Source organism: Denitrobacterium sp. (genome assembly GCF_056180635.1).
Window position 1 is genome coordinate 1 of the sequence record NZ_JAZZJS010000041.1, and the last position, 18,527, is coordinate 18,527.

General features: G+C 61.0%; 13 protein-coding genes. 4 read left to right on the forward strand and 9 right to left on the reverse strand.

Annotation, left to right across the window (positions count from 1 at the left end):
• A partial coding sequence (locus tag AC04P6_RS03765; protein ID WP_475565261.1) for a DNA topoisomerase I occupies positions 1-2,068 on the reverse strand: 2,068 nt, incomplete at its 3' end.
• A gap of 239 nt (positions 2,069-2,307) precedes the next feature.
• On the opposite strand from AC04P6_RS03765, the gene AC04P6_RS03770 reads away from it, so the two are divergent.
• On the forward strand, positions 2,308-2,799 hold the full coding sequence (locus tag AC04P6_RS03770) for a hypothetical protein (RefSeq protein ID WP_475565262.1): 492 nt from the start codon (positions 2,308-2,310) through the stop codon (positions 2,797-2,799).
• 9 nt (positions 2,800-2,808) lie between these two features.
• On the opposite strand, the gene AC04P6_RS03775 is transcribed toward AC04P6_RS03770, so the two are convergent.
• Both AC04P6_RS03775 and thyX read right to left on the reverse strand, forming a co-directional pair.
• The gene (locus AC04P6_RS03775; RefSeq protein WP_475565263.1) at positions 2,809-3,879 is read right to left on the reverse strand and encodes a DUF1385 domain-containing protein; all 1,071 of its coding nucleotides are present in this window, start codon (positions 3,877-3,879) and stop codon (positions 2,809-2,811) included.
• A 43-nt stretch (positions 3,880-3,922) separates the two neighbouring features.
• On the reverse strand, positions 3,923-4,609 hold the full coding sequence (gene thyX / locus AC04P6_RS03780) for an FAD-dependent thymidylate synthase (protein WP_475565264.1): 687 nt from the start codon (positions 4,607-4,609) through the stop codon (positions 3,923-3,925).
• A gap of 83 nt (positions 4,610-4,692) precedes the next feature.
• Here thyX and AC04P6_RS03785 point away from each other — a divergent pair, with 83 nt between their 5' ends.
• Entirely contained in the window at positions 4,693-5,631 is a 939-nt protein-coding gene (locus tag AC04P6_RS03785) for a class I SAM-dependent DNA methyltransferase (RefSeq protein WP_475565265.1), read from the forward strand.
• A gap of 8 nt (positions 5,632-5,639) precedes the next feature.
• On the opposite strand, the gene AC04P6_RS03790 is transcribed toward AC04P6_RS03785, so the two are convergent.
• Positions 5,640-7,076 carry a helix-turn-helix transcriptional regulator gene (locus AC04P6_RS03790; protein WP_475565266.1) on the reverse strand — a complete coding sequence of 479 codons (1,437 nt, stop codon included), beginning with the start codon at positions 7,074-7,076 and terminating at the stop codon, positions 5,640-5,642.
• Positions 7,077-7,347: 271 nt separating this feature from the next.
• Here AC04P6_RS03790 and AC04P6_RS03795 point away from each other — a divergent pair, with 271 nt between their 5' ends.
• A complete protein-coding gene (locus AC04P6_RS03795; protein WP_475565267.1) occupies positions 7,348-9,072 on the forward strand; it encodes an FAD-dependent oxidoreductase in 1,725 nt (574 codons plus the stop codon).
• A 119-nt stretch (positions 9,073-9,191) separates the two neighbouring features.
• On the opposite strand, the gene AC04P6_RS03800 is transcribed toward AC04P6_RS03795, so the two are convergent.
• The 4 genes from AC04P6_RS03800 to AC04P6_RS03815 form a co-directional block, all read right to left on the reverse strand.
• Complete coding sequence (locus AC04P6_RS03800; RefSeq protein WP_475565268.1) at positions 9,192-9,860, reverse strand: flavin reductase; 669 nt, start codon at positions 9,858-9,860, stop codon at positions 9,192-9,194.
• A gap of 302 nt (positions 9,861-10,162) precedes the next feature.
• On the reverse strand, positions 10,163-11,035 hold the full coding sequence (locus AC04P6_RS03805; RefSeq protein WP_475565270.1) for a dimethyl sulfoxide reductase anchor subunit family protein: 873 nt from the start codon (positions 11,033-11,035) through the stop codon (positions 10,163-10,165).
• A 3-nt stretch (positions 11,036-11,038) separates the two neighbouring features.
• Positions 11,039-11,701 carry a 4Fe-4S dicluster domain-containing protein gene (locus tag AC04P6_RS03810; protein WP_475565271.1) on the reverse strand — a complete coding sequence of 221 codons (663 nt, stop codon included), beginning with the start codon at positions 11,699-11,701 and terminating at the stop codon, positions 11,039-11,041.
• Positions 11,702-15,271: a molybdopterin dinucleotide binding domain-containing protein gene (locus AC04P6_RS03815; RefSeq protein ID WP_475565273.1), complete on the reverse strand. Its 3,570-nt coding sequence runs from the start codon at positions 15,269-15,271 to the stop codon at positions 11,702-11,704.
• 370 nt (positions 15,272-15,641) lie between these two features.
• On the opposite strand from AC04P6_RS03815, the gene AC04P6_RS03820 reads away from it, so the two are divergent.
• Complete coding sequence (locus tag AC04P6_RS03820; protein ID WP_475565274.1) at positions 15,642-17,270, forward strand: response regulator transcription factor; 1,629 nt, start codon at positions 15,642-15,644, stop codon at positions 17,268-17,270.
• A gap of 370 nt (positions 17,271-17,640) precedes the next feature.
• On the opposite strand, the gene AC04P6_RS03825 is transcribed toward AC04P6_RS03820, so the two are convergent.
• Positions 17,641-18,039 (reverse strand): DUF3592 domain-containing protein, encoded by a 399-nt coding sequence (locus AC04P6_RS03825; RefSeq protein WP_066663041.1) that lies wholly within the window; start codon positions 18,037-18,039, stop codon positions 17,641-17,643.
• Positions 18,040-18,527 lie beyond the last annotated feature (488 nt).

The following is an 18,527-nucleotide window of genomic DNA, read 5'->3' on the forward strand; positions in this document are numbered from 1 at the left end:
TGCCGCAGGTGGGGCACAGCTCCTCCTGCGCCTCGATCTTGCCCTTCGGCAGCGGGTAGGTAACGTCGCAGTCGGGCCAACCGGCGCAGCCAATGAACATCGAACGCGTCTTCTGGCTTGCGCGAAGCTGCAGGTCTTTTCCGCATTTCGGGCACTTGCCCACGTAGGCGTCGGCAGCCACGGCATCGGCCAGGGCCTCCTTCACCTCTTCGGAATGGGGCATGAGCTCGGCGAGCTGCTCGCCCAGAAGGGCACGCGAATGGGCCACGACGCTCTCGCGCGTGTTCTCGCCCTTCGCGATGTTGTCCATCTCGCTTTCGAGCTCGGCCGTCATGTCGGCCGTGGTGATATGCGGCGCGAAGCGGTCGAGTGCGTCGACGACCGCCATGCCCAGAGCGGAAGGCTCGATGGGGTCGTTCACGATGTAGCTCACGTTGTACAGGCGCTCGATGATGGCATGGCGCGTGGACTTCGTGCCCAGCCCCAGCTTTTCCATTTCCTGGATGAGGCGACCCTGCGAATAGCGCGCGGGAGGCTCGGTCTGCTTCTTCGTGAGCTCGGCACCGCCGAACCCGATGACCTGCCCGGCCTCGAGCGCGGGAAGCTGCTCATCCTTCTTCATGCCGTACGGGTAGATCTCGCGGAAGCCCTTGTGCACCATGACGTCGCCCTTGGCGGAGAAGATCTCGCCGTTGACGTCGAGGTTCACCTTCGTGCCCTCGATTTCGGCGGCATCGGAAAGCGTTGCCAGGAAGCGACGGGCGATGAGGTTGTAGAGCTTGAACTCCGCGGGACCCAGCACATCGGGGCTGGCCGCGGTGGTGGGATAGATGGGCGGATGGTCGGTGTCCTCCTGCTTTCCGCGCGTGGCATGCAGCGGACCGGAAGCCAGGAGCTGCTTGCAATACGGCGCGTAGGCCGGGTTGGCCGACAGGCGATTCACGACATCGGCGAGGTCAAGGGAATCGGGATACACCGTATTATCGACACGCGGGTAGCTGATGAAGCCATCCATGTACAGGCTTTCGGCGATGCGCATCGTGCGCGCCGGGCGAATGCCCTCGGCCGCGGCGGCGGCCATGAGCGACGTGGTGTTGAACGGCGCCGGCGGGTTCTGCTTGCGCTTGCGCTTTGCCACGTCGACGACCTTCGCCGTGGTTGCGCCCTCGACATGCTGCATGACGGCCTGGGCTTCCGCCTCTACCTTAAAGCGGGCCGTGGAATACGGCGCGGAGAACTCGATGCCGTCATCGTCGAAGGAACCGCGAATGACCCAGAAGTCCTCGGGCACGAACGCGAGACGCTCGCGCTCGCGGGCCACGATGAGGGCCAGGGTGGGCGTCTGCACGCGGCCAGAGCTGCGAACGTTGCCATACCCGGCGAATTTCACGAGCGTGAGGTAGCGCGTGAGCACCGCGCCCCAAATGAGGTCGATATCCTGACGGGAGGCACCGGCAGAAGCCAGATTGTCGTCGAGTTCGACGAGATTCTGGAACGCGTGGGTGATTTCCTCCTTCGTGAAGGCGGAATAGCGGGCGCGCGAAACGGGCGCCGTGGGGTTCTCGAGGCGAATCTGCGAGAGCGCGTCGGAGCCAATGAGCTCGCCCTCGCGGTCGAAGTCCGTTGCGATGACGATGCTATCGGCCTTCTTCGCGAGGTTCTTCAGGGAACGGATGATGTCCTTTTCCTTGGGAAGCTTCTCGATAGGCGCATACACCAGGTATGGGAGCGCATCCATCTTCCAGGTGGAAAGGAGCACGCCGTCTTCCGTGAAGGGCTTGCGCTTCTTGAACGGCGGCTTCGGCAGGGAGTCGGGCACGTTGGCCTCGACCACTTCCCCGTTGGCATCGACGCCGCGCCAGCCACCGCGCTTCTTATATACAAGCTGGGGAGCGAAATCGGGTTCGAGGATATGACCGCGCAGGCCAATGGTGACCCATTCCTCGCCCTCGACCGTGAAGCGGTACACCGGCGTGTTGTACACCTTGTCGCGCTTCGGGCTGCCCGCGCCAAGCAGCTGGGAGATCTTCTCGGCTGCGTCGTTCTTCTCTGTCACTACCAGTTTCACACGAGGCCCCTCTCTTGATTTAACGTGCGTGGGGATACCAGCCGCTTCGTGCGGCCGATTAAACAGTGCGTAATAATACATGAAAAGTTGTCGATTTGGTATTTTCTTTATCCGCTCACGCTGAATGTCGCACGCATCTTCTGCGCAGACGGCACCTCCGCCCCCGCATAGACCTATAGTATGCGCAGGGGAAAATTGAGAAAGCTGGGCTGCAGATGAACTTCAAACGCTTTCTGCTAATGGGTGGAGCGGTTGCCGCGATCGTTGTCGTGGCCGTCGCCGGATACATGTCGCTCTTTCCGAGCGAAAACGAGGCTATCGCCAAAAGCGTGGCCACTCCATCGCAACTTATTCAAACGGTGAAAACGCCCGATTCCGGGTTCCTTCAGTCGAAGGCGCCCAAGACGGTGTTCGACACCACGGGGGCAAAATCCACCATTCAAGAGGCACTGCGCGACAATGCGCAGGCAATCGCGCAGGACAGGGGCCTTTCCCAGTCATCCGTGGAGGCAAGCGTGACGGCGCTCGACGTTCCCAGCTGGACGGCCGTCGACCTGCCCAGCACGGCCACGCAGAACGGCACCTACACCATCGCATGCGAAGATTCGGAAGCGCAGATCACCACGTACCTCGACAAGTCGTACCTCACGGTAACCCTGCGCGGCCAGGACATCACGCTTTCGGTGCCGCAGAACGCGCAGCAGTATCTTTCCTACCTGGGATACGTATAAGGGAAATCGCTAATTCGCGCGGGCACTCACGCCCGCAGCCGCTTCGCGCTCCTCGCGTTCGAGCACGAGCTTCATCGCCGCGATAGCGCATTCGATCTGATCGTCGCTAGGCTCGCGCGTGGTGAGGTACTGCATCTGCATGCCAGGCCACAGCACCACTTTCACGAGCGGATTATCGGGATGGCTTCCGGCCCACTTCACCGTGATTTCGTAGCTGATGCCGGCAATGACGGGCATGAGCACGATGCGCACCACGATGACGAGCAGCAGCTTGGGAAGGCCGTCGGGCACGCCCCAGGCCCCGATGAGCGCGTTAATGGGCGTGATGGTGTACACCAGAATGGCGATAACCATAACCATGATGAGGAAGGCAGTTCCGCACCTCACGTGCAAACGCGGGAAACTGCGCGCGTTTTCGGGCGTGAGGGGCAAGCCATGCTCGTAGCAGTGAATGGTCTTGTGCTCGGCACCGTGATAGCCAAACATGCGCTTGATATCGGGCATGAGGCCGATGAGCCAGATGTAGGCCACGAACACGCACACGCGCAGCACGCCATCGACGAGGTTCCACGCCAGGGTAGCCTGGTCGTATTCGCCCACGAGAATGTTGGTGATAGCCGCAGGCGCAACGATGAACAGAACGATGCCCAGGATGAGGCCCAGCACCATGCTCGCCGTCATGGCGCCATGGGAAAGCACGCCCTCCGATTCGCCTTCCGCATGCTGTTCAGCCTGCTCGGCACTACCCTCTTGGGCAACCGCAGGCTCTTCGCTCCCTTCGTCCTCTTCGGCGAAGGCATGCATAGCGGCAATTTCAAGCGCCTTGTAGCCTAGCGCAAGCGATTCCACGAACGCCGTGCACCCGCGCACCACGGGTACGCGCAGCCAGCCGTTCTTCGCGCGACCACTGGCAAGGTCGTGCTCTTCCGTGTAAATAGTTCCCTGCGGCTCGCGCACGCCAACCGCCCAGTTGAACTTCCCGCGCATCATGACGCCTTCCAGAAGCGCCTGACCGCCAACGTGCGTTTTCAGGGCACCGTCTTCGGAAAACGCGCGGGAGAGATCGGATTTCTTTTTCATGGGACCTACTTACACGGGACAGAGCACAAACTATATGAACGGCCTACAGGCTCGCTCGGTCGATACGCGGATACGGCTCGCCGCACGTCATCTTGCCCTCGGGGCAATGACCGCGCACGCAGCCAGGGCCGGCATCGGCGAACACGTACGGCGCAAGCGGACGCACGAGCTCGAGCATCTTCCATGCGAGCTCGCGGATTTCCCACTGCGCACGATTGCAGCAACGCTCGGAGAAGAAATGATACAGGGTACGCGCGTTCATGGTAACGACGATTTTCGACTCCGCCGCATTGGGGAGCAAATAACGTGCGTCTTCCGCGGGAATGCCCAGCTCAAGAAGCTTCGCGTATGCATCGGTAGCAGCATCGATGGCCTGCTGGTAGATAGCGGCGGCCTCGTCGCTCTCCTGCACCGTATGGGGCGTGACAACCGCTACGCCCTGCTTGAACTTCACGTACCTCTGGCTCTGCTGGTTATAGCTGGCGATGCGATGACGCACGAGCTGATGCGTGAGCGCGCGTGACACGCCGTCGATGGCGAACGTGAACGAAGCGTGCTCGAGCGTGCTGAAATGCCCGCTGCCCATGATGGTGGAAAGGACGCTGCGAACGCGCTCTTCGGGCATCGTTTCCATGAGCTCGGATGCTCCCACGGGCGCATAGCACAGACGCGCCGCCGTGGCGATTGCCCGTTCCGGATCGGGGGTGTGGTACAGAAGTTCAACGTGCATAAGCTACCTTCTTCCCGTTCGAGAATAATCTGCCTACAACATGTTCTACAATACCGTCAGCAAGCTACGAAAGAAGGGGCAAGATGACGAATCCGCATAACTCGCAGCCCAACGGCGAAACCATTTCCATGCTCCAGGAGAGCGACTGGAACGAGGAATGGAAACGGCTTCAGCGCATACGCCGCAGCGCCGACGACGCGCAGTACTGGAACGCGCGCTCGAAGAACTTCAGCAGCAAGGACTCCCCCAGCCCCTACGTGTCGGCGTTCCTGGAAATGGCCGAAATAGCACCCGGCGAAAGCGTTCTCGACATGGGTTGCGGCACGGGCAGCATCGCCGTACCGCTCGCACTGGCGGGAAGCCACGTGATTGCGGCCGACTTCAGCCAGGGAATGCTCGACGAGACGAAGGCGCGCATGGAAACCGCATCTGCCGAACACGGCACCGACCTTTCCGCCCTTGTCGAACGCAAGCTTGTAAGCTGGGACGATAACTGGGATGAGCATGGCATGGGCGAAAACTGCGTCGACGTGGCCATCGCCTCGCGCTCCATCGCCACGCACGATCTGCGCGCATCGCTCGCAAAGCTCACGCATGCGGCGCGCAGGCAGTGCTGCATCACGCTTACCACGGGTTGCAGCCCGCGCATGGACCGCAACGTTCTCAAGGCCGTGGGCGTGAAGAACCGCCACGGCAACGATGCCCAATACGCCTGGAACATCCTCGCCAACGATGGATTCGAGCCCACCTGCCGCTACATCCGCAGCATCCGACGCGACACGTTCGCGAACCCCGAGGAAGCCGCCGCCGATTTCGGGCGCATGATCACCGACACGCTCGACCCCGCCGACACGGAAGGCATCGAGGCCGCCATGCGCAACCTGCGCATCTGGCTCGCCGACAACCTAGTGGAAAACGAGGAAGCGGGCACGCCCGACAGCAAGGGCAATCCGCAAAAGGCTCTGCGTCTGAAAATCCCGCGCGTCATCACCTGGGCGTTCATTTCCTGGAACGTGAAATAGAGCGACACCTACGCGCGCGCATGGTCGAGCAGCACGAACAGCTCCTCGCGGGAATGCACCTCGAGCTTCTGGTAGATGTGCTTCACATGCGTGCGCACCGTGCTTTCCGAGATGAAGAGCTTTTCCGCGATGAACGCGTTTGAGTGACCCCTGCCCAGATAGGAAAGGATTTCCGTTTCGCGGCGCGTGAGCTTCGATGCGATGGCCCCGGGGATGGGCACGGTCGACGAACGCGGCTCCTCCGCGGACGCATGCGAGCCACCCGCAACGCTCACCACGCCCGCATCGACATCGTCGCTGGGAACGGATACCGCCGTGATGGTGCGCCACGATTCCAAGCCCAGTGAAATGAGCATGAGCGCGCAGTACACCGCAATGAGCACGTAGATGAGCGGCTCGTACGCGGAAAGCCCGCCAAACACGTTCACCCACATGAGACCACAGAGCGAAACCACGCCGCCCAGGAAGAGCGAGCATCCCACCACGAACGCCGGGTAGAATTCCCCCGCGTGGAGCACGGCGATGATCTGGCTGAGCGCGATGATGGCGAGCGCCGACAGGAAGATGTACACGAGCCAAAGCGCCGCCCCATGCGGAAGCGTATCGGCGGGAAAGCTCACGAACACGATGACGATGCCGCCGATGACGGGAGCGACGACGCGATACACGAACGACGCAGCGGGCTTGTCGGTGCGCACGAGCAAGACGGGCGCGATGAGCACGGCGGCGATGATGGCGCCCAGGTACTCCGCATCGACGACGCCCCACGCCAGAACCTTGTTAACGCTCATCATGAACGTGTAGATGACCAGGCCAATTACGGGCAGGTGAAGCATATGCAGCAGGTTGCGCGTAGATAGCGCCGCCTCATCGGGAGAGGGCGCATCGCATAACGCATACGGGGGCACCGGCTTCATCGCGAACGGGGCGATGCCACCCACCGCGGCGAAGGCCACGTACAGGCCACCACGCACGAAGAGCGGAAGCGCCTGGAACACGATGCCCATCACTGCCGTGGCTATGCACAGCAGGCAGCTGCAGACGAGCGCCTCGCGAAACGCGAGCGCGGAAAGATACGACGCCCATTGCACGGTGATGAACACGATCGTCGCCCCGCATACGGCCCCGATTGCAGCCACGATGCCATAGGGAATGGCAGCTCCCAGCGAAAGGGCGACGAACCCCACGATGGAAAGCGCGTACAGCACGCTCGCCACAAGGCCCGCCCCACGCGATAGCACCGTGGGCGTGCGACGCGACTTGATGGCGCACGCAAGCGAGACCACCGCGAGCGCGGCGAACATCGAGTAAATGAAATAGGGCATGAAGCCCACGGGACCGTTGCCACGGAACACCGAGGCATTGGGCGAGAAAATGGGAATGGTTACCGCGAAGAGACCGAACAGCGCAATGCGCGCATTGAGGTTTCGTATGAGAGAAGCCACGTCTTATTGCCCTCCCTGCAAGATTGACGTTCAGGCGATTATACATCCCGAACTTGAAGGCAAGCCAAAGCCGAAATAGCGCTGAGCAGGCATTTCGAAAAAATACCCCAAAACCGCGATACCCCATCGCACGCCCTCTGCACCCAAATACCCCATTTCCGTAATTACGCGAACGGCACGCGAACCCTACGTTAGAGGCAGGTTAGGAACTTGGGCGCATCGAAGCGCCGCGCCGCTCACGCTGCGGCGTTCAGACTAGATGGAGGGAACCATGACCGATCATGCAAAGCTCACGCGTAGGAATTTCCTGAAGGGCGGCGCCATCGCCTCGCTCGCCCTGGGAAGCGCCGGGGCCCTTTCCGCTTGCTCTTCCCCCAAGGCCAAGAGCGAAGCGACTGCGGAAGGCACCGAGTCTTCCTGGAAAACCGCGCCAAGCGAAGTGACGAGCTTCCAGAACTCCACGTCCTGCGATGTCGTCGTCGTGGGCATGGGATACGCCGGAACCACCGCGTTCCGCGAGCTCGCCGAAGAGGGATACGACGTCATCCTCATCGAGAAGCAGGCCGAAAGCACCTTCGCGGCCGTGGGCAACGAATTCGCCGCGCTGAACGCGAAGGTCCTGCAGGACCGCGGCGTGCCGCACATCGACCCCGTCGAGTTCTTCCAGAACTGGATGAAGATCACGGGCAACAGCGCCAACCAGGACCTCGTCATGAAATTCGCGCTCAACTCCGAAGCTAACAGCAACTGGTACCTCGACCAGTGCTCCGAAGCCGACCTAGCCACGATGACCACGTCCTTCTTCCCCAAAACCGAGCATCAGATGGACGAGCTTTCCGGCATCAAGTTCTGGCCGAGCGTGTGCAGCTTCTACGGCGACTGCAACGAGACCAAGCTCCTGGGTTACAACCGCGCTGCAGGCGAGAAGGCCGGCGGCCAGGTGAAATGGGAGGAGCAGGGCTACTACGTCATCATGGACGACGGCAAGGTGGCCGGCATCGTGACCAAGACCTCCGCGGGCTACAACAAGTACGAATGCAAGGCGGTCGTGCTGGCCACGGGCGGTTTCGGTGGCAATCAGGAAATGATGAACGACCTGATGTACGACGCATACGGCAACCTGGTTGGCGACGAGAAGCTCTCCAGCATGAGCACCAACGACGGCGCGGGCGTGAAGATGGCCTACTGGGCCGGCGCGCACCTGGAAACCACGCCCATCCCCGGCATGAACTTCCGCGGCCTTTCCGTACCCGGCAAGATGAACTGCCTGCCCCAGGCCGTATGGATTGACGAGAACGGCAAGCGCTTCTGCAACGAGTACTACCCCACCAGCGAGCAGCGCGGCCTGACCACGCAGATTCGCGCACGCAAGACGAAGTTCGCCGTCTGCGACGCGAACTTCCCCACGTACCGCCAGTACACCATCCCCCAGCACGCCGGCTTCACCGCCAGCGAGGAAAACATCGCAAGCCTGCAGGAGAGCCTGGACAAGGCCTATGCGGTATTCAAGGGCGAAGCCAAGGCCGAAGATTCCTCGGCTGAAGGCGGAGCGGGCCCGATGACCACCGTCACCTACATCGCCGACGACACGCTCGAGGGCCTGGCCGGCCAGCTGGGCCTGACAGGCGAAGCCAAGACGAACTTCGTCGCCCAGATCGAGGAGTACAACGCCTACTGCAAGGCAGGCGCCGACCAGCAGTACGGCCGCGACGCCGCGGTGCTCTTCCCCGTTGACACGCCGCCGTTCTACGCCTGCACCTTCGACCCCGAATTCGGCGAGACGATGGTGACCTGCGGCGGCATCATCACCGACGGCGAGCAGAACGCTCTCGACGAGAACTTCGAGCCCATTCCCGGCCTGTACGTGAGCGGCAACGACTGTGGCAAGCGCTTCGGCTACGAGTACATCACGCCCATCCCCGGCTGCAGCCTGGGCATGGCAATCGTCCTAGGCCGCGAAGCCGGTAAGAGCGTCGGCAAATTCCTGAAAGCCTAGCGCATTTCACGCACGCACGGGGCCATTTTCCCTCCCAGCAGACCCCGTTGCATGGCAAGCCCCGCCAGCGCGTACGAGCGCGGCGGGGCTTTCACGTATATGCAGGGGCTGAAGGCTCGCTAGAGCTCGACGCGCTCGAACATCTCCCTCCCCGCCCCGCAGATGGGGCATGCGAAATCATCAGGCAGCTCGTCGACGTACTCAATATGCCCGCAGAGCATGCAGCGCCACCCCACCTTGGGAGCACCACCCGCTTGCTGCGCGTCCGCAGGGGCACCTTCCCCTTCGATGTACGACGACGCCTTCGGAGGCGTCTTCCCACCTTTCACCTGATGATAATAGGCATAGGTCATGGGAGGCTGCGTCGAGAGCGTTTCGGCTTGCTCGACCAGGCCGATGAAGAGCATATGGGATCCCAGGTCGAGCGTATGCTGCACCTTCACGGAAAAGCGGGCGCATGCGTGCTCGGCCACGTACGGCATACCCGCCGCGTCGAAGCACGTCTGAACCTGGGCGAACTTGTCGATTTCGTAAGAGGCGTGAAAGCCGAACGTGCCGATGAGCTCCATCGTGGCCGTTTCGTCGAGCACGCTCACGGCGAACCGACCCGCCTGAAGAACGGCGCCGCATGTGGCGTTTTCCTTGTTAATGGCCACGCTGCACTGAGTGGGCTTAGACGTTACCTGGGAAAACGTGTTCACAACGCAACCGGCGCTTCCATCATCCCCCTTCGCGGAAACGATGTAGAGCCCATAAGACAGCGTGCGAAGCGCCTTGGTGTCCAGCATGGAATACCGCCCTTCCTCAGATGGTCCGATGAGGGCATTGTACCGCCGCCAGTCGCTCCCGTTGGTAACGGTTTGGAGCGCATGCGCTCAGTGTCCCGAAGACGCATGAAGGCATCGCGCCGGGAGGTTGGCGCGATGCCCAAAGGAGGTCGGTCTGCGGTACATACGCGCACGTGAGGGAGGAGAGGTGGCGCCCTGCCGCAGACACGGGAATAGGTTGGAGACTCAAAGCCCGGAAAGGGAGACTCTCGGAAGGCCGCAGCCTGGCTGGGACGCGAAGACGCACCCCAGCCAGATTCGCTCTAGTACATGGGGAATACCGATCCGCCCATCTGGTAGAACACGATGCGCAGGCAGATGGCTGCGACGAAGGCGGCGGCTATGCCCACCACGCCCCAGACCTTCCATTCGGCCTGCTTCTTGCCCATGTAAGCAGCCACAACGCCCACCAAGGCCGCGATGATGGCGCACGCCGTTGCGGGAAGCACGTCGCCCGCGAACGGCGAAGCGCTTACCGCATTGGTGATGTCACGCGTGGGCGACGTCGGATCGAACCAGTTCTCCACCGTGAAGAACGCGCTCGTGGCAGCCGACATGGCGATGACGTACACCACGGTGAGCGCAGCGTTGGCAACATGGCCGATAAGGTTCACCTTGCCGCTGTATTCCGCGGCTTCGCCCTTCAGGAAGGCCAGAAGCGCCATGGTCGACGCGCCCAGGGCGCAGCCGGCGCCTAGAATCGAACCAATCTGGGCGATGGTATTCCACGCAGGACGGGAAGCCATCATATAGCTATGCGCGCATACCACCAGCAGCAGGGCGGACACCACGATGGCGACGATTGCGAGCCACGAGGGAATCTCCGACCCTTCGCCACCGCGACGCAAGTACACGAAGAACAGCACCATCACGATAACGAGCACGACGATGGCGATGAGCTCCTGCGTAATGCCGCTCGTGATATGGCCAAAGCCATTAAAGATGCGCTCCCAATGCTGCAGGTGCATGAATACAGCGATACCGCCGATAACGAGCAGGATGAACGCCGTGACGAGCGCACTCATCTGAGCCTTCGCCCCCTCGCCACGCAACGCGTAGAGGCCCTGGGCGCCGAAGAGGCCGGCTGACCATGCCATGAACGTGGTAAAGAGGATAAGAGGCCATTGCAATTCCATGGGTTACTCCTTTCCCTGCCACGTGCGATTGCGCAGGATATAGGCAATCTGGGGTCCATTGCCGACGTCGGTGAGATGGTAGACGTCGCTGTCCTTCCACGCCTCCAGCCATTCGGAAGCGGTCGTGCGCGATTCCTGCATGTCCTCATACGAAGTTGACAAGTCATGCGTGGGCGCGGGCGCCTCGAAGGTGCCGATGCCCTTTTCCACGTCGCCGAAGAAGCGGGCGCGCGAACCGCACTGCATGACGCACTGGGGCAGCTCGCCCTGGGAAATGCGCTGCTCGCACAGGGTGCATTTCTCGACCACGCGCTCTTCGTCGTTCAGGTAGCGCACGCCATAGGGGCAGGCCATGACGCAGAACTGGCAGCCGATGCACTTGGACTTGTCAATCTGCACAGTGCCGTCCTCGAGCTTATGGGAAGCCTGGGTCGGGCACACCTTCACGCATTCGGGGTTCTCGCAGTGCTGGCACTGAATGGGAAGGAAGTACATTTCCACATCGGGCCACTGGCCACTGCCACCCACCTTGGGCGTGGGGCCAATGCGCAGCGTCTTGATCCAGAAGTCGCCGGGGCGCACGCCATTGACCGTTTTGCACGCCGTCGAGCAGGCAAGACAGCCCACGCAGCGGTTGAGGTCGGTCACGATACCATACTGAGTCATTTACATCACGCTCCCATCCCACTCGGGCTCGCCCTGCACGCGGGAACGGATGCCGGTACCGGTGGGCAGCCACTGGCGCAGGCGCGGGTCGGACGCATCGTGGATGCATTCGGTTCCGTTGGGGTCGCACGGTACGGGGTTGCCGAACGGGGAATTCTCCGCCGTAGCCTTGTACACCACCGTGGGCGTGGAACGCATCGTGGCGCATCCGCCAACGCAGCATTGGCCATACGGGTCGTTAACGACGTTGATGCCCACTAGCTCGAATCCATGAGAAGCGTTATCGAACTCGGGGAACCACCACTGGTGATTCGCGTTCACCACGCCTTCGGAAATGCCGTAGTACAGGTCGAGCACCTCGCGAATCTTGCCCCACGGGGTTTCGATCCACACCCAGTCGCCCTGCTCGAGTCCGAGCTTTTCCGCATCCTTCGGATTCATCTCGATGCGCGGCGAAGGCCAGAGCTCGCGGCACCAGGGAAGCTGCCTGTGCTCGGAATGGAAGTACACCGGCTGGCGGGAACCCGTAGTCATCAGGAAGATGTTATCGGGATACTTCTTCAGGGTCGCGGCGTAGTTGTGATTCATGAAGTACGTGTCGTCGGCCTGGTCAACCTTGGCCGCATCGTAGAGCTCGGGCTTCATGACCGGCGAGTCGGTGGGCTCGCGATACAGGGGGAAGCGATCGTCGTCGCCCTGGAAATGGGGCAGGTCGCTCTTAGCCCAGCGCGCGTCGCTGCTGTAGTCGCTCACCAGCTGGTCGTTGTCGAGGATGGGCAGTTCCTGGCCCATGTTGCAGATATACGCCTCGCACGTGAGGGACCAGATTTCCACCAGGCCCGACGGGGTCATGAAACCGGGATGAGTGTCGAGCAGCGGGAAGAGGTTGAAGCCGCCCTGCTGTCGACGCCAGCCCATCTCGTGACGGCGGAACGTGCCCCAGCGCTCGGGATGCCAGGTGCGGCAATCCATCCAGCCATGGTCGGTGAACCACTGCTTGGCCTGCGCCCACGTGGGTCCATCGGGATACATCTCGGTCTTCCATTGGTCGACGTTATCCTTCAGGATGCGATCGTGGTCGGGCCACAGGTAGCTCGCCTTGCCGTTGATGGCATTCGTATACTCATCGCCCAGCTTCTCGGTCCACTTCGCAACATTGGTCGAGCTCGTAGGCTTAACCTTGAGGATGTATTCCTCGGAGCTGCCGGTAGCGGTAGTGTCGCGCGTGTTCCAGGGCACGCCCATAGCACGATACATGCCGCAGTTCCAGTCTGGGTCGTAGATAGCCTCGCCCGGGGCCTCGATGGCCTTGCAACCGCAGCCAAACATGCCGCCTGCACCCTGCGATACGCGCGTGGTGTCGATTTCCATCCAGTGATGGCACGGAAACACGACGTCGGCATTGCCGTTCGTGGGGCAGAACCACAGATTGATATCCACGAAGAAATCGAGCTGCGTCATGGCATCCCATGCGCGGGCGATGTTCGCCATGTTCATGATGTCGCCCGACTGGCACACGCCGCCATGGAGCGCATAGGGCGTGGGCTTTACGTTGTAGCCCACTTCCTTGTTCTCGTTTTTCATGCACAGCGACCAATCGGGATCCTGCAGGCCACCATCCCATACGCAGTTGGCATCGACCCAACGCGCCCAATAGCGGTTCAGCGGGAAGCGCTCGGCGTCGATTTCGCCGGCATCGCGCGTGAAGATAGTCTTGGGGTTCGGCCAGGCCTGGGAAGACCTCATGGCTCCACCCATGCGCTTGGCGATGATGACCGCCTCGTCGTGAGTGGGAACCTTGTTGCCGTAGCGCTCGGCCAAGGGCGATTTCTCATCGATGAGATACTGCACGAAATCCTGCATGTACGAGGCCATCTCGTCGAGGCTCTTGTCGCGGCCGGGCCACGTCTTCGCGCTATCGCCGTACGGATCGGACGCCTGCATGTTGGAACGGCCGGGGTTGCCGTCGAACTGGCTCTTGCACGAACCGCGGTTGCCTGCAGGCTCGTCGGCGTTGCCGGTCACGCAGCTGAGCATCTGCAGAACGCGACAATTCTGAATGGCGTTGCCATTCTGGTCCGTAGCAAGCTGGAAGTGAATGCCGCCGTTGCCATGGCGCGCATCCACGCGCGTGGTCCAGGTCTTCACGGCCTTCTCGTTCAGCTCGCCGGAAACTCCGGTGATTTCCTCCACCGTATCCCAATCGTACTGGCTCGTAAGGTCGTGGAAGCCATCCCAGACCGTACGGCACTTGTACGTCTTGCCGTCGCGCAGCGTCACCTCGACCTCGCCAGGGAACAGCGCGGGCTTCTTGGGCAGGCCAGCCGGATTGGTCGTCGCTCCCTTCTCGTTGCCGGCATCCCAATAGGAATCGAAGGAGCTGTCGGCAGGATCGCACCATACGCTGGGGTCAGGCAACCAGCCATCGGCCACCAGGCCCGTAAGCGGATGCGGGATGAACGAGCCCGTGGTGGGAACCTTGTGCGTCTCGCCTTCCCACTTGCCCTCTTCCGCATCCCAGTAAGTCAGGCGATTGTTGTTCTCATCCCACACCATGAAGCGCTGGTACTTGCCACCCTCCTTGATGTCGGCTTCGGTGATGAGCTTCGTGCGCATATCGATGCCGCCGTTACCTTCGGCCAGCCAACCATCGGTGAGCCAGGGCTTATCATCGCAGTACAAAAACGGGGCATTGCTCCAACGACGCACCATGGTGTCGTCGTACGCCTCGTTTTCGATGACCCAGTTGAACCAACCCAGGGCAAGCGCTCCGTCGGTGCCTGGGCGCAGGGGCAACCAGATGTCGGCTTCCTTTCCCAGCGGCGTGACGCGGGGGTCGACGTCGATGTGGCACGTCGCATGGGGCGCCACGTCGGAAATGGTTCGGTTCGTGGTGTCGTAGTTGGAGTACTCCACAGCGGTACCCCACTGCAGGTACACCTTGGGCTCCGCTTCGACTTCCATCCAGGGCGAGCCCATCTCATCGGTCATGATGCCACCCCAATGGCGCGGACCCTTGCACACCTGGTAGGCCAGGTGCGCATTGGGCGTGCCGAAGAGCTGCTTCATGCCCTGATATGGCCCGAGCGACCACACGCGCGACGTGCCGCACATCACGAAGATGCTCTGACCGCCGTACTTGTCGACGCATTCGCCCAAACCCGCTCCGGCCAGCTCGAACGCTTCGTCGAGCGTGATGCGCACCCAACCGGGATCGTCAGAGCCCTTGGGGTTGGTGCGCTTGACCGGATAGCGGAGTCGATCGGGATGATACGCCGCTTGTATGGAAGACTGCGACTTAGCGCAGCAGTGACCGCGGCTCTGAGGCGCGCTTTCGTCTCCCTCGACTTTTATGGCTTTGCCATCCTGCACGGTAACCCACACACCGCACTCGACCTTACCGCACGCACGGCAGCATGTACGCACATGCTTCAGTTCGCCGGTAGAGGTGTTGCTCGTCTCGGCTAAAGCCTGCATGGGCTCGATGGCCCCAGAGCTGAGCGCGGCAGCGGCACCAGTGATTGCCAGCGTCTTCATGAACCCGCGACGCGACATGGTGAGCTTTGCCATGTAATCCCCACCTTTCTCTCTCTTCGCTTTCCGTCTGCTTGTTTCCTAAAAGCGAAGCACGGCGCCCCTGTCCGGCCACTCCCCTAACGGGCTTCCCCTAAGGCTCAGGCGCTCCTTTTAGGCTGATTCAATACTAGGAAGGCAAGGTTCCGAAGCTTCATAGCGCGTCGATGATTTTGCTTCGAAGCGGCATCATATATGCCATATGATTTATTGATTTGCCCAGGTAGATGACGTATTAATGCCGTATATGAACTCCTAGGTGAGTGGTAGAATGACGTGCATGGGCAGACCCCATCGGCGCCTTAGCTGGGCGCCGCAACGCGCTGGACACTACAGGGGATACGCGCGCGGGGAGGAGATGGCAGCTGTGAAGCTACCGCACATTACGGTGGAATACCGCGAAGAGGAAAGCTATGCGCTCGGGCGCATATCGATCACGCTCATTCTGGGCATGGCCGCGCATGGCGCGTGGATGTTTCTCTTCATGTTCAACGGGCCTCGCCTGTTCTTTCCCACACTCGGGAAGCCGGGCTGGGTCTTCTACACATGCTCGCTCATCACCTTTGCAACGGTGCTTCTTTGCTACGGCATCTTCCTGAGAAAAGCGCGTGCGCTCTTCGGCACGCCCGCAAAGCGCAACCGCAACAGAATGATCGCCGCCCTCATGGTGTTCGCATCCATGGTCATGATGCTTGCGGCGAATGCGCTGGGCGTGGCGCCCTACACCCTAGCCATAGCCGCAGGCGTGCTTTCAGGCATTGGCTCGGCAGCACTGCTGATGAGCTACGGCGTGTCCTTTTCCGTGTGCGACCTGCCAACCATCACCATCAGCATTTCGTTCGCCCTGTTCATAAGCGTGGTTTCGTTTGTGCTCGTGAGCACGGTGTCAAACGCATTCCCCATCACGGGAACGCTGTTCACCCTGTGCATGCCCTTCGTGGAAGTTACGTGCCTGAAGCACTGCTCGCAAAAGCTCGTCGACCATCTGCAATTCAATGACCTCACCACGCCCGTGTACACCATGCCCTTTGCGCTGCACGTGTGCCTGCCCAGCATCGCCTTCGGCATCGTGCTGGGCATCATGCGCGCACGCGTTGCACATATTCCGCAAAACCCACTGGAATTCAACGCCACGATTCTCTTCTCGCTCATGGCGGCCGTGCTGGCCCTGGGAATCATGCTCGTGTCGATGATCTTCCAGCGCAAGAACGCGAACTTCTCGTTCCGCACGCTTCTGCCCGTATGCGCCTTCCTGTTGGCGCTCCTCATCATCCCCGAGGTTAATCAATCGCCCTTCTCGACGTTTTCGCTATTCGCAGCCTACATCATGATGGAAGGCTGCATGTGGATCTTCTACGCCGACATATCACAGACGTACCGCGTGAGCGCTTTCACCGTGTTCGGATTCGGTAGGGGCAGCCTGGCTCTGGGAGCCCTCATCGCCTACCTTCTCGAGGTGTACAACGTTCCCGTATACGACACGCTAGGAAACCCCGGCGCGTTCCTGGCATTCGCGTTCGTGCTCTTCGCGTTCGGTCGCTCAATGCTTCCCACCACACGCGAGCTCAGGGAAACGCTCAAACGCGGCCGCCAATGCCCCGCGCTCATTTCCGACTACGAGCACCTGCAGAGCGAAATCGCAAGCATGCACAAAAAGGTCCTGCATGCGACCGCCACGAACGACGAAATGGCGCAGACGCGGGGGAACGCGAAGAATGTCGAGCGCGAAGAGCAGGTAAAAGAGCCAAACGAGCCGAAGCCAGGGCTCTTCAAGCGCAAGTGCTCGCTCGTCGCCGAAACGTACCTGCTCTCGCGCAAGGAAACCGAAGTGCTCTTCCTGCTGGCCAAGGGGCACAATAGCGCAGCCATTCAGGAACGCCTGTACATCAGCGCTGGCACGGCCAACACGCACATGCGCCACATCTACCGCAAGCTCAACGTGCATAGCCAGCAAGAGCTCATGACGCTCGTGGAAAGTACCTGGGTAGAGGAATAAACCCGCACCCTGGACGCCTCACGCTTCCTTAGCTGGACGTCTTTCGGGGCGGAGCGGGCACCCCCTCGCGGGACATCGTTCTCGGGTTCGCGCTCGTGGAAAGCCCACTGGGCTTTCCACGATGCTTGAACCCTTCACTGCTTCATGCTTTTATTTGGATTTTTCGCATACAGCGAAAAATCAGGCCCAGCTGAGCTGGGCCGAAGGGAGTGTTTTCAGAATGTCCCGCGAGGGGGTGCCCGCTCCGCCTTGGCAGGCGGTCGCCGTTGCGGGCTGGGGCTCGCCTGCACAGGGTGCGTGTTGGAAAAGACAAACCGTTTGGCCGATTGGGAACGATTGGCGCCTTCGGCGGGACGACAATAGTGATCTATTACATGGTGGCGGAGCCAATGACGAAGAGAACGAAGCCCAGAAGAATCATGGCGATACCGATAATGAGGACGATCGTATAGGGCTTGTTCGAGCCGTAATGAAATGGCTGAGCATCCTTGGGCTTTTTGGGGTTGTACCAGATGGTGCACGTATCCCCCACGTTATGCGCTTCCTTGCTGATGATCGTCGAGGTAATACGGTACTCAACGTCTTGCACCGCATACGAGTAAACATACGAATGGCTCACGTTGCCCTGGGAATTGCGATGCCTACGAATATCCACCAGCGTACCCTGCACCTGCTCTGAGCAGCGCTTATTCTTCCTCTTATTAATGGGATAGCAAATAACGAAGATGATGCCCAAGAGAAATAGGGCGAACCCAGCCACAAACATCATGCACCCCCAAGCCACGGCTCTGCAGTCCAGAGCTAATTATATACGACCCGCAACCCAGTAAAGCTGGTCGCGCCGGAGAGCGAAGCGAATCCGGCCCGAGGAGTTTCGACCAGGAAGTCCCTGAGGGTTCCGGCCGGTTAGCTATCAGGAGCGCCGACCACCCCGAACGAGAGCCAGCCTGGATCGTGAGCTGCGACTTCGGTCCCACGGGATGTCCCCTGCGGGGCATTCTGAAAGCAATCCCCTAGCCCAGCTTAGCTGGGCGCCGATTTTTTCGCCGTAGCGAAAAAATCAAAGTACTCGCATGAAGCAGCGAAGGGTTGGGTCCCTGGCAGCCCAGTGGGCTGCCAGGGACCCAACCCGAAAGCGATGCCCCGCAGGGGACATCCCGTGGGACCGAAGTCGCAGCTCACGATCCAGGCTGGCTCTCGTTCGGGGTGGTCGGCGCTCCTGATAGCTAACCGGCCGGAACCCTCAGGGACTTCCTG

Excerpts from the sequence above, each read along its gene's own strand:
- AC04P6_RS03785 (WP_475565265.1), top strand. The coding sequence starts at position 4,693 with ATGACGAATCCGCATAACTCGCAGCCCAACGGCGAAACCATTTCCATG.
- AC04P6_RS03825 (WP_066663041.1), bottom strand. The coding sequence starts at position 18,039 with ATGATGTTTGTGGCTGGGTTCGCCCTATTTCTCTTGGGCATCATCTTC.
- AC04P6_RS03805 (WP_475565270.1), bottom strand. The coding sequence starts at position 11,035 with ATGGAATTGCAATGGCCTCTTATCCTCTTTACCACGTTCATGGCATGG.
- AC04P6_RS03810 (WP_475565271.1), bottom strand. The coding sequence starts at position 11,701 with ATGACTCAGTATGGTATCGTGACCGACCTCAACCGCTGCGTGGGCTGT.
- AC04P6_RS03775 (WP_475565263.1), bottom strand. The coding sequence starts at position 3,879 with ATGAAAAAGAAATCCGATCTCTCCCGCGCGTTTTCCGAAGACGGTGCC.
- AC04P6_RS03770 (WP_475565262.1), top strand. The coding sequence starts at position 2,308 with ATGGGTGGAGCGGTTGCCGCGATCGTTGTCGTGGCCGTCGCCGGATAC.
- thyX (WP_475565264.1), bottom strand. The coding sequence starts at position 4,609 with ATGCACGTTGAACTTCTGTACCACACCCCCGATCCGGAACGGGCAATC.
- AC04P6_RS03795 (WP_475565267.1), top strand. The coding sequence starts at position 7,348 with ATGACCGATCATGCAAAGCTCACGCGTAGGAATTTCCTGAAGGGCGGC.
- AC04P6_RS03815 (WP_475565273.1), bottom strand. The coding sequence starts at position 15,271 with ATGGCAAAGCTCACCATGTCGCGTCGCGGGTTCATGAAGACGCTGGCA.
- AC04P6_RS03800 (WP_475565268.1), bottom strand. The coding sequence starts at position 9,860 with ATGCTGGACACCAAGGCGCTTCGCACGCTGTCTTATGGGCTCTACATC.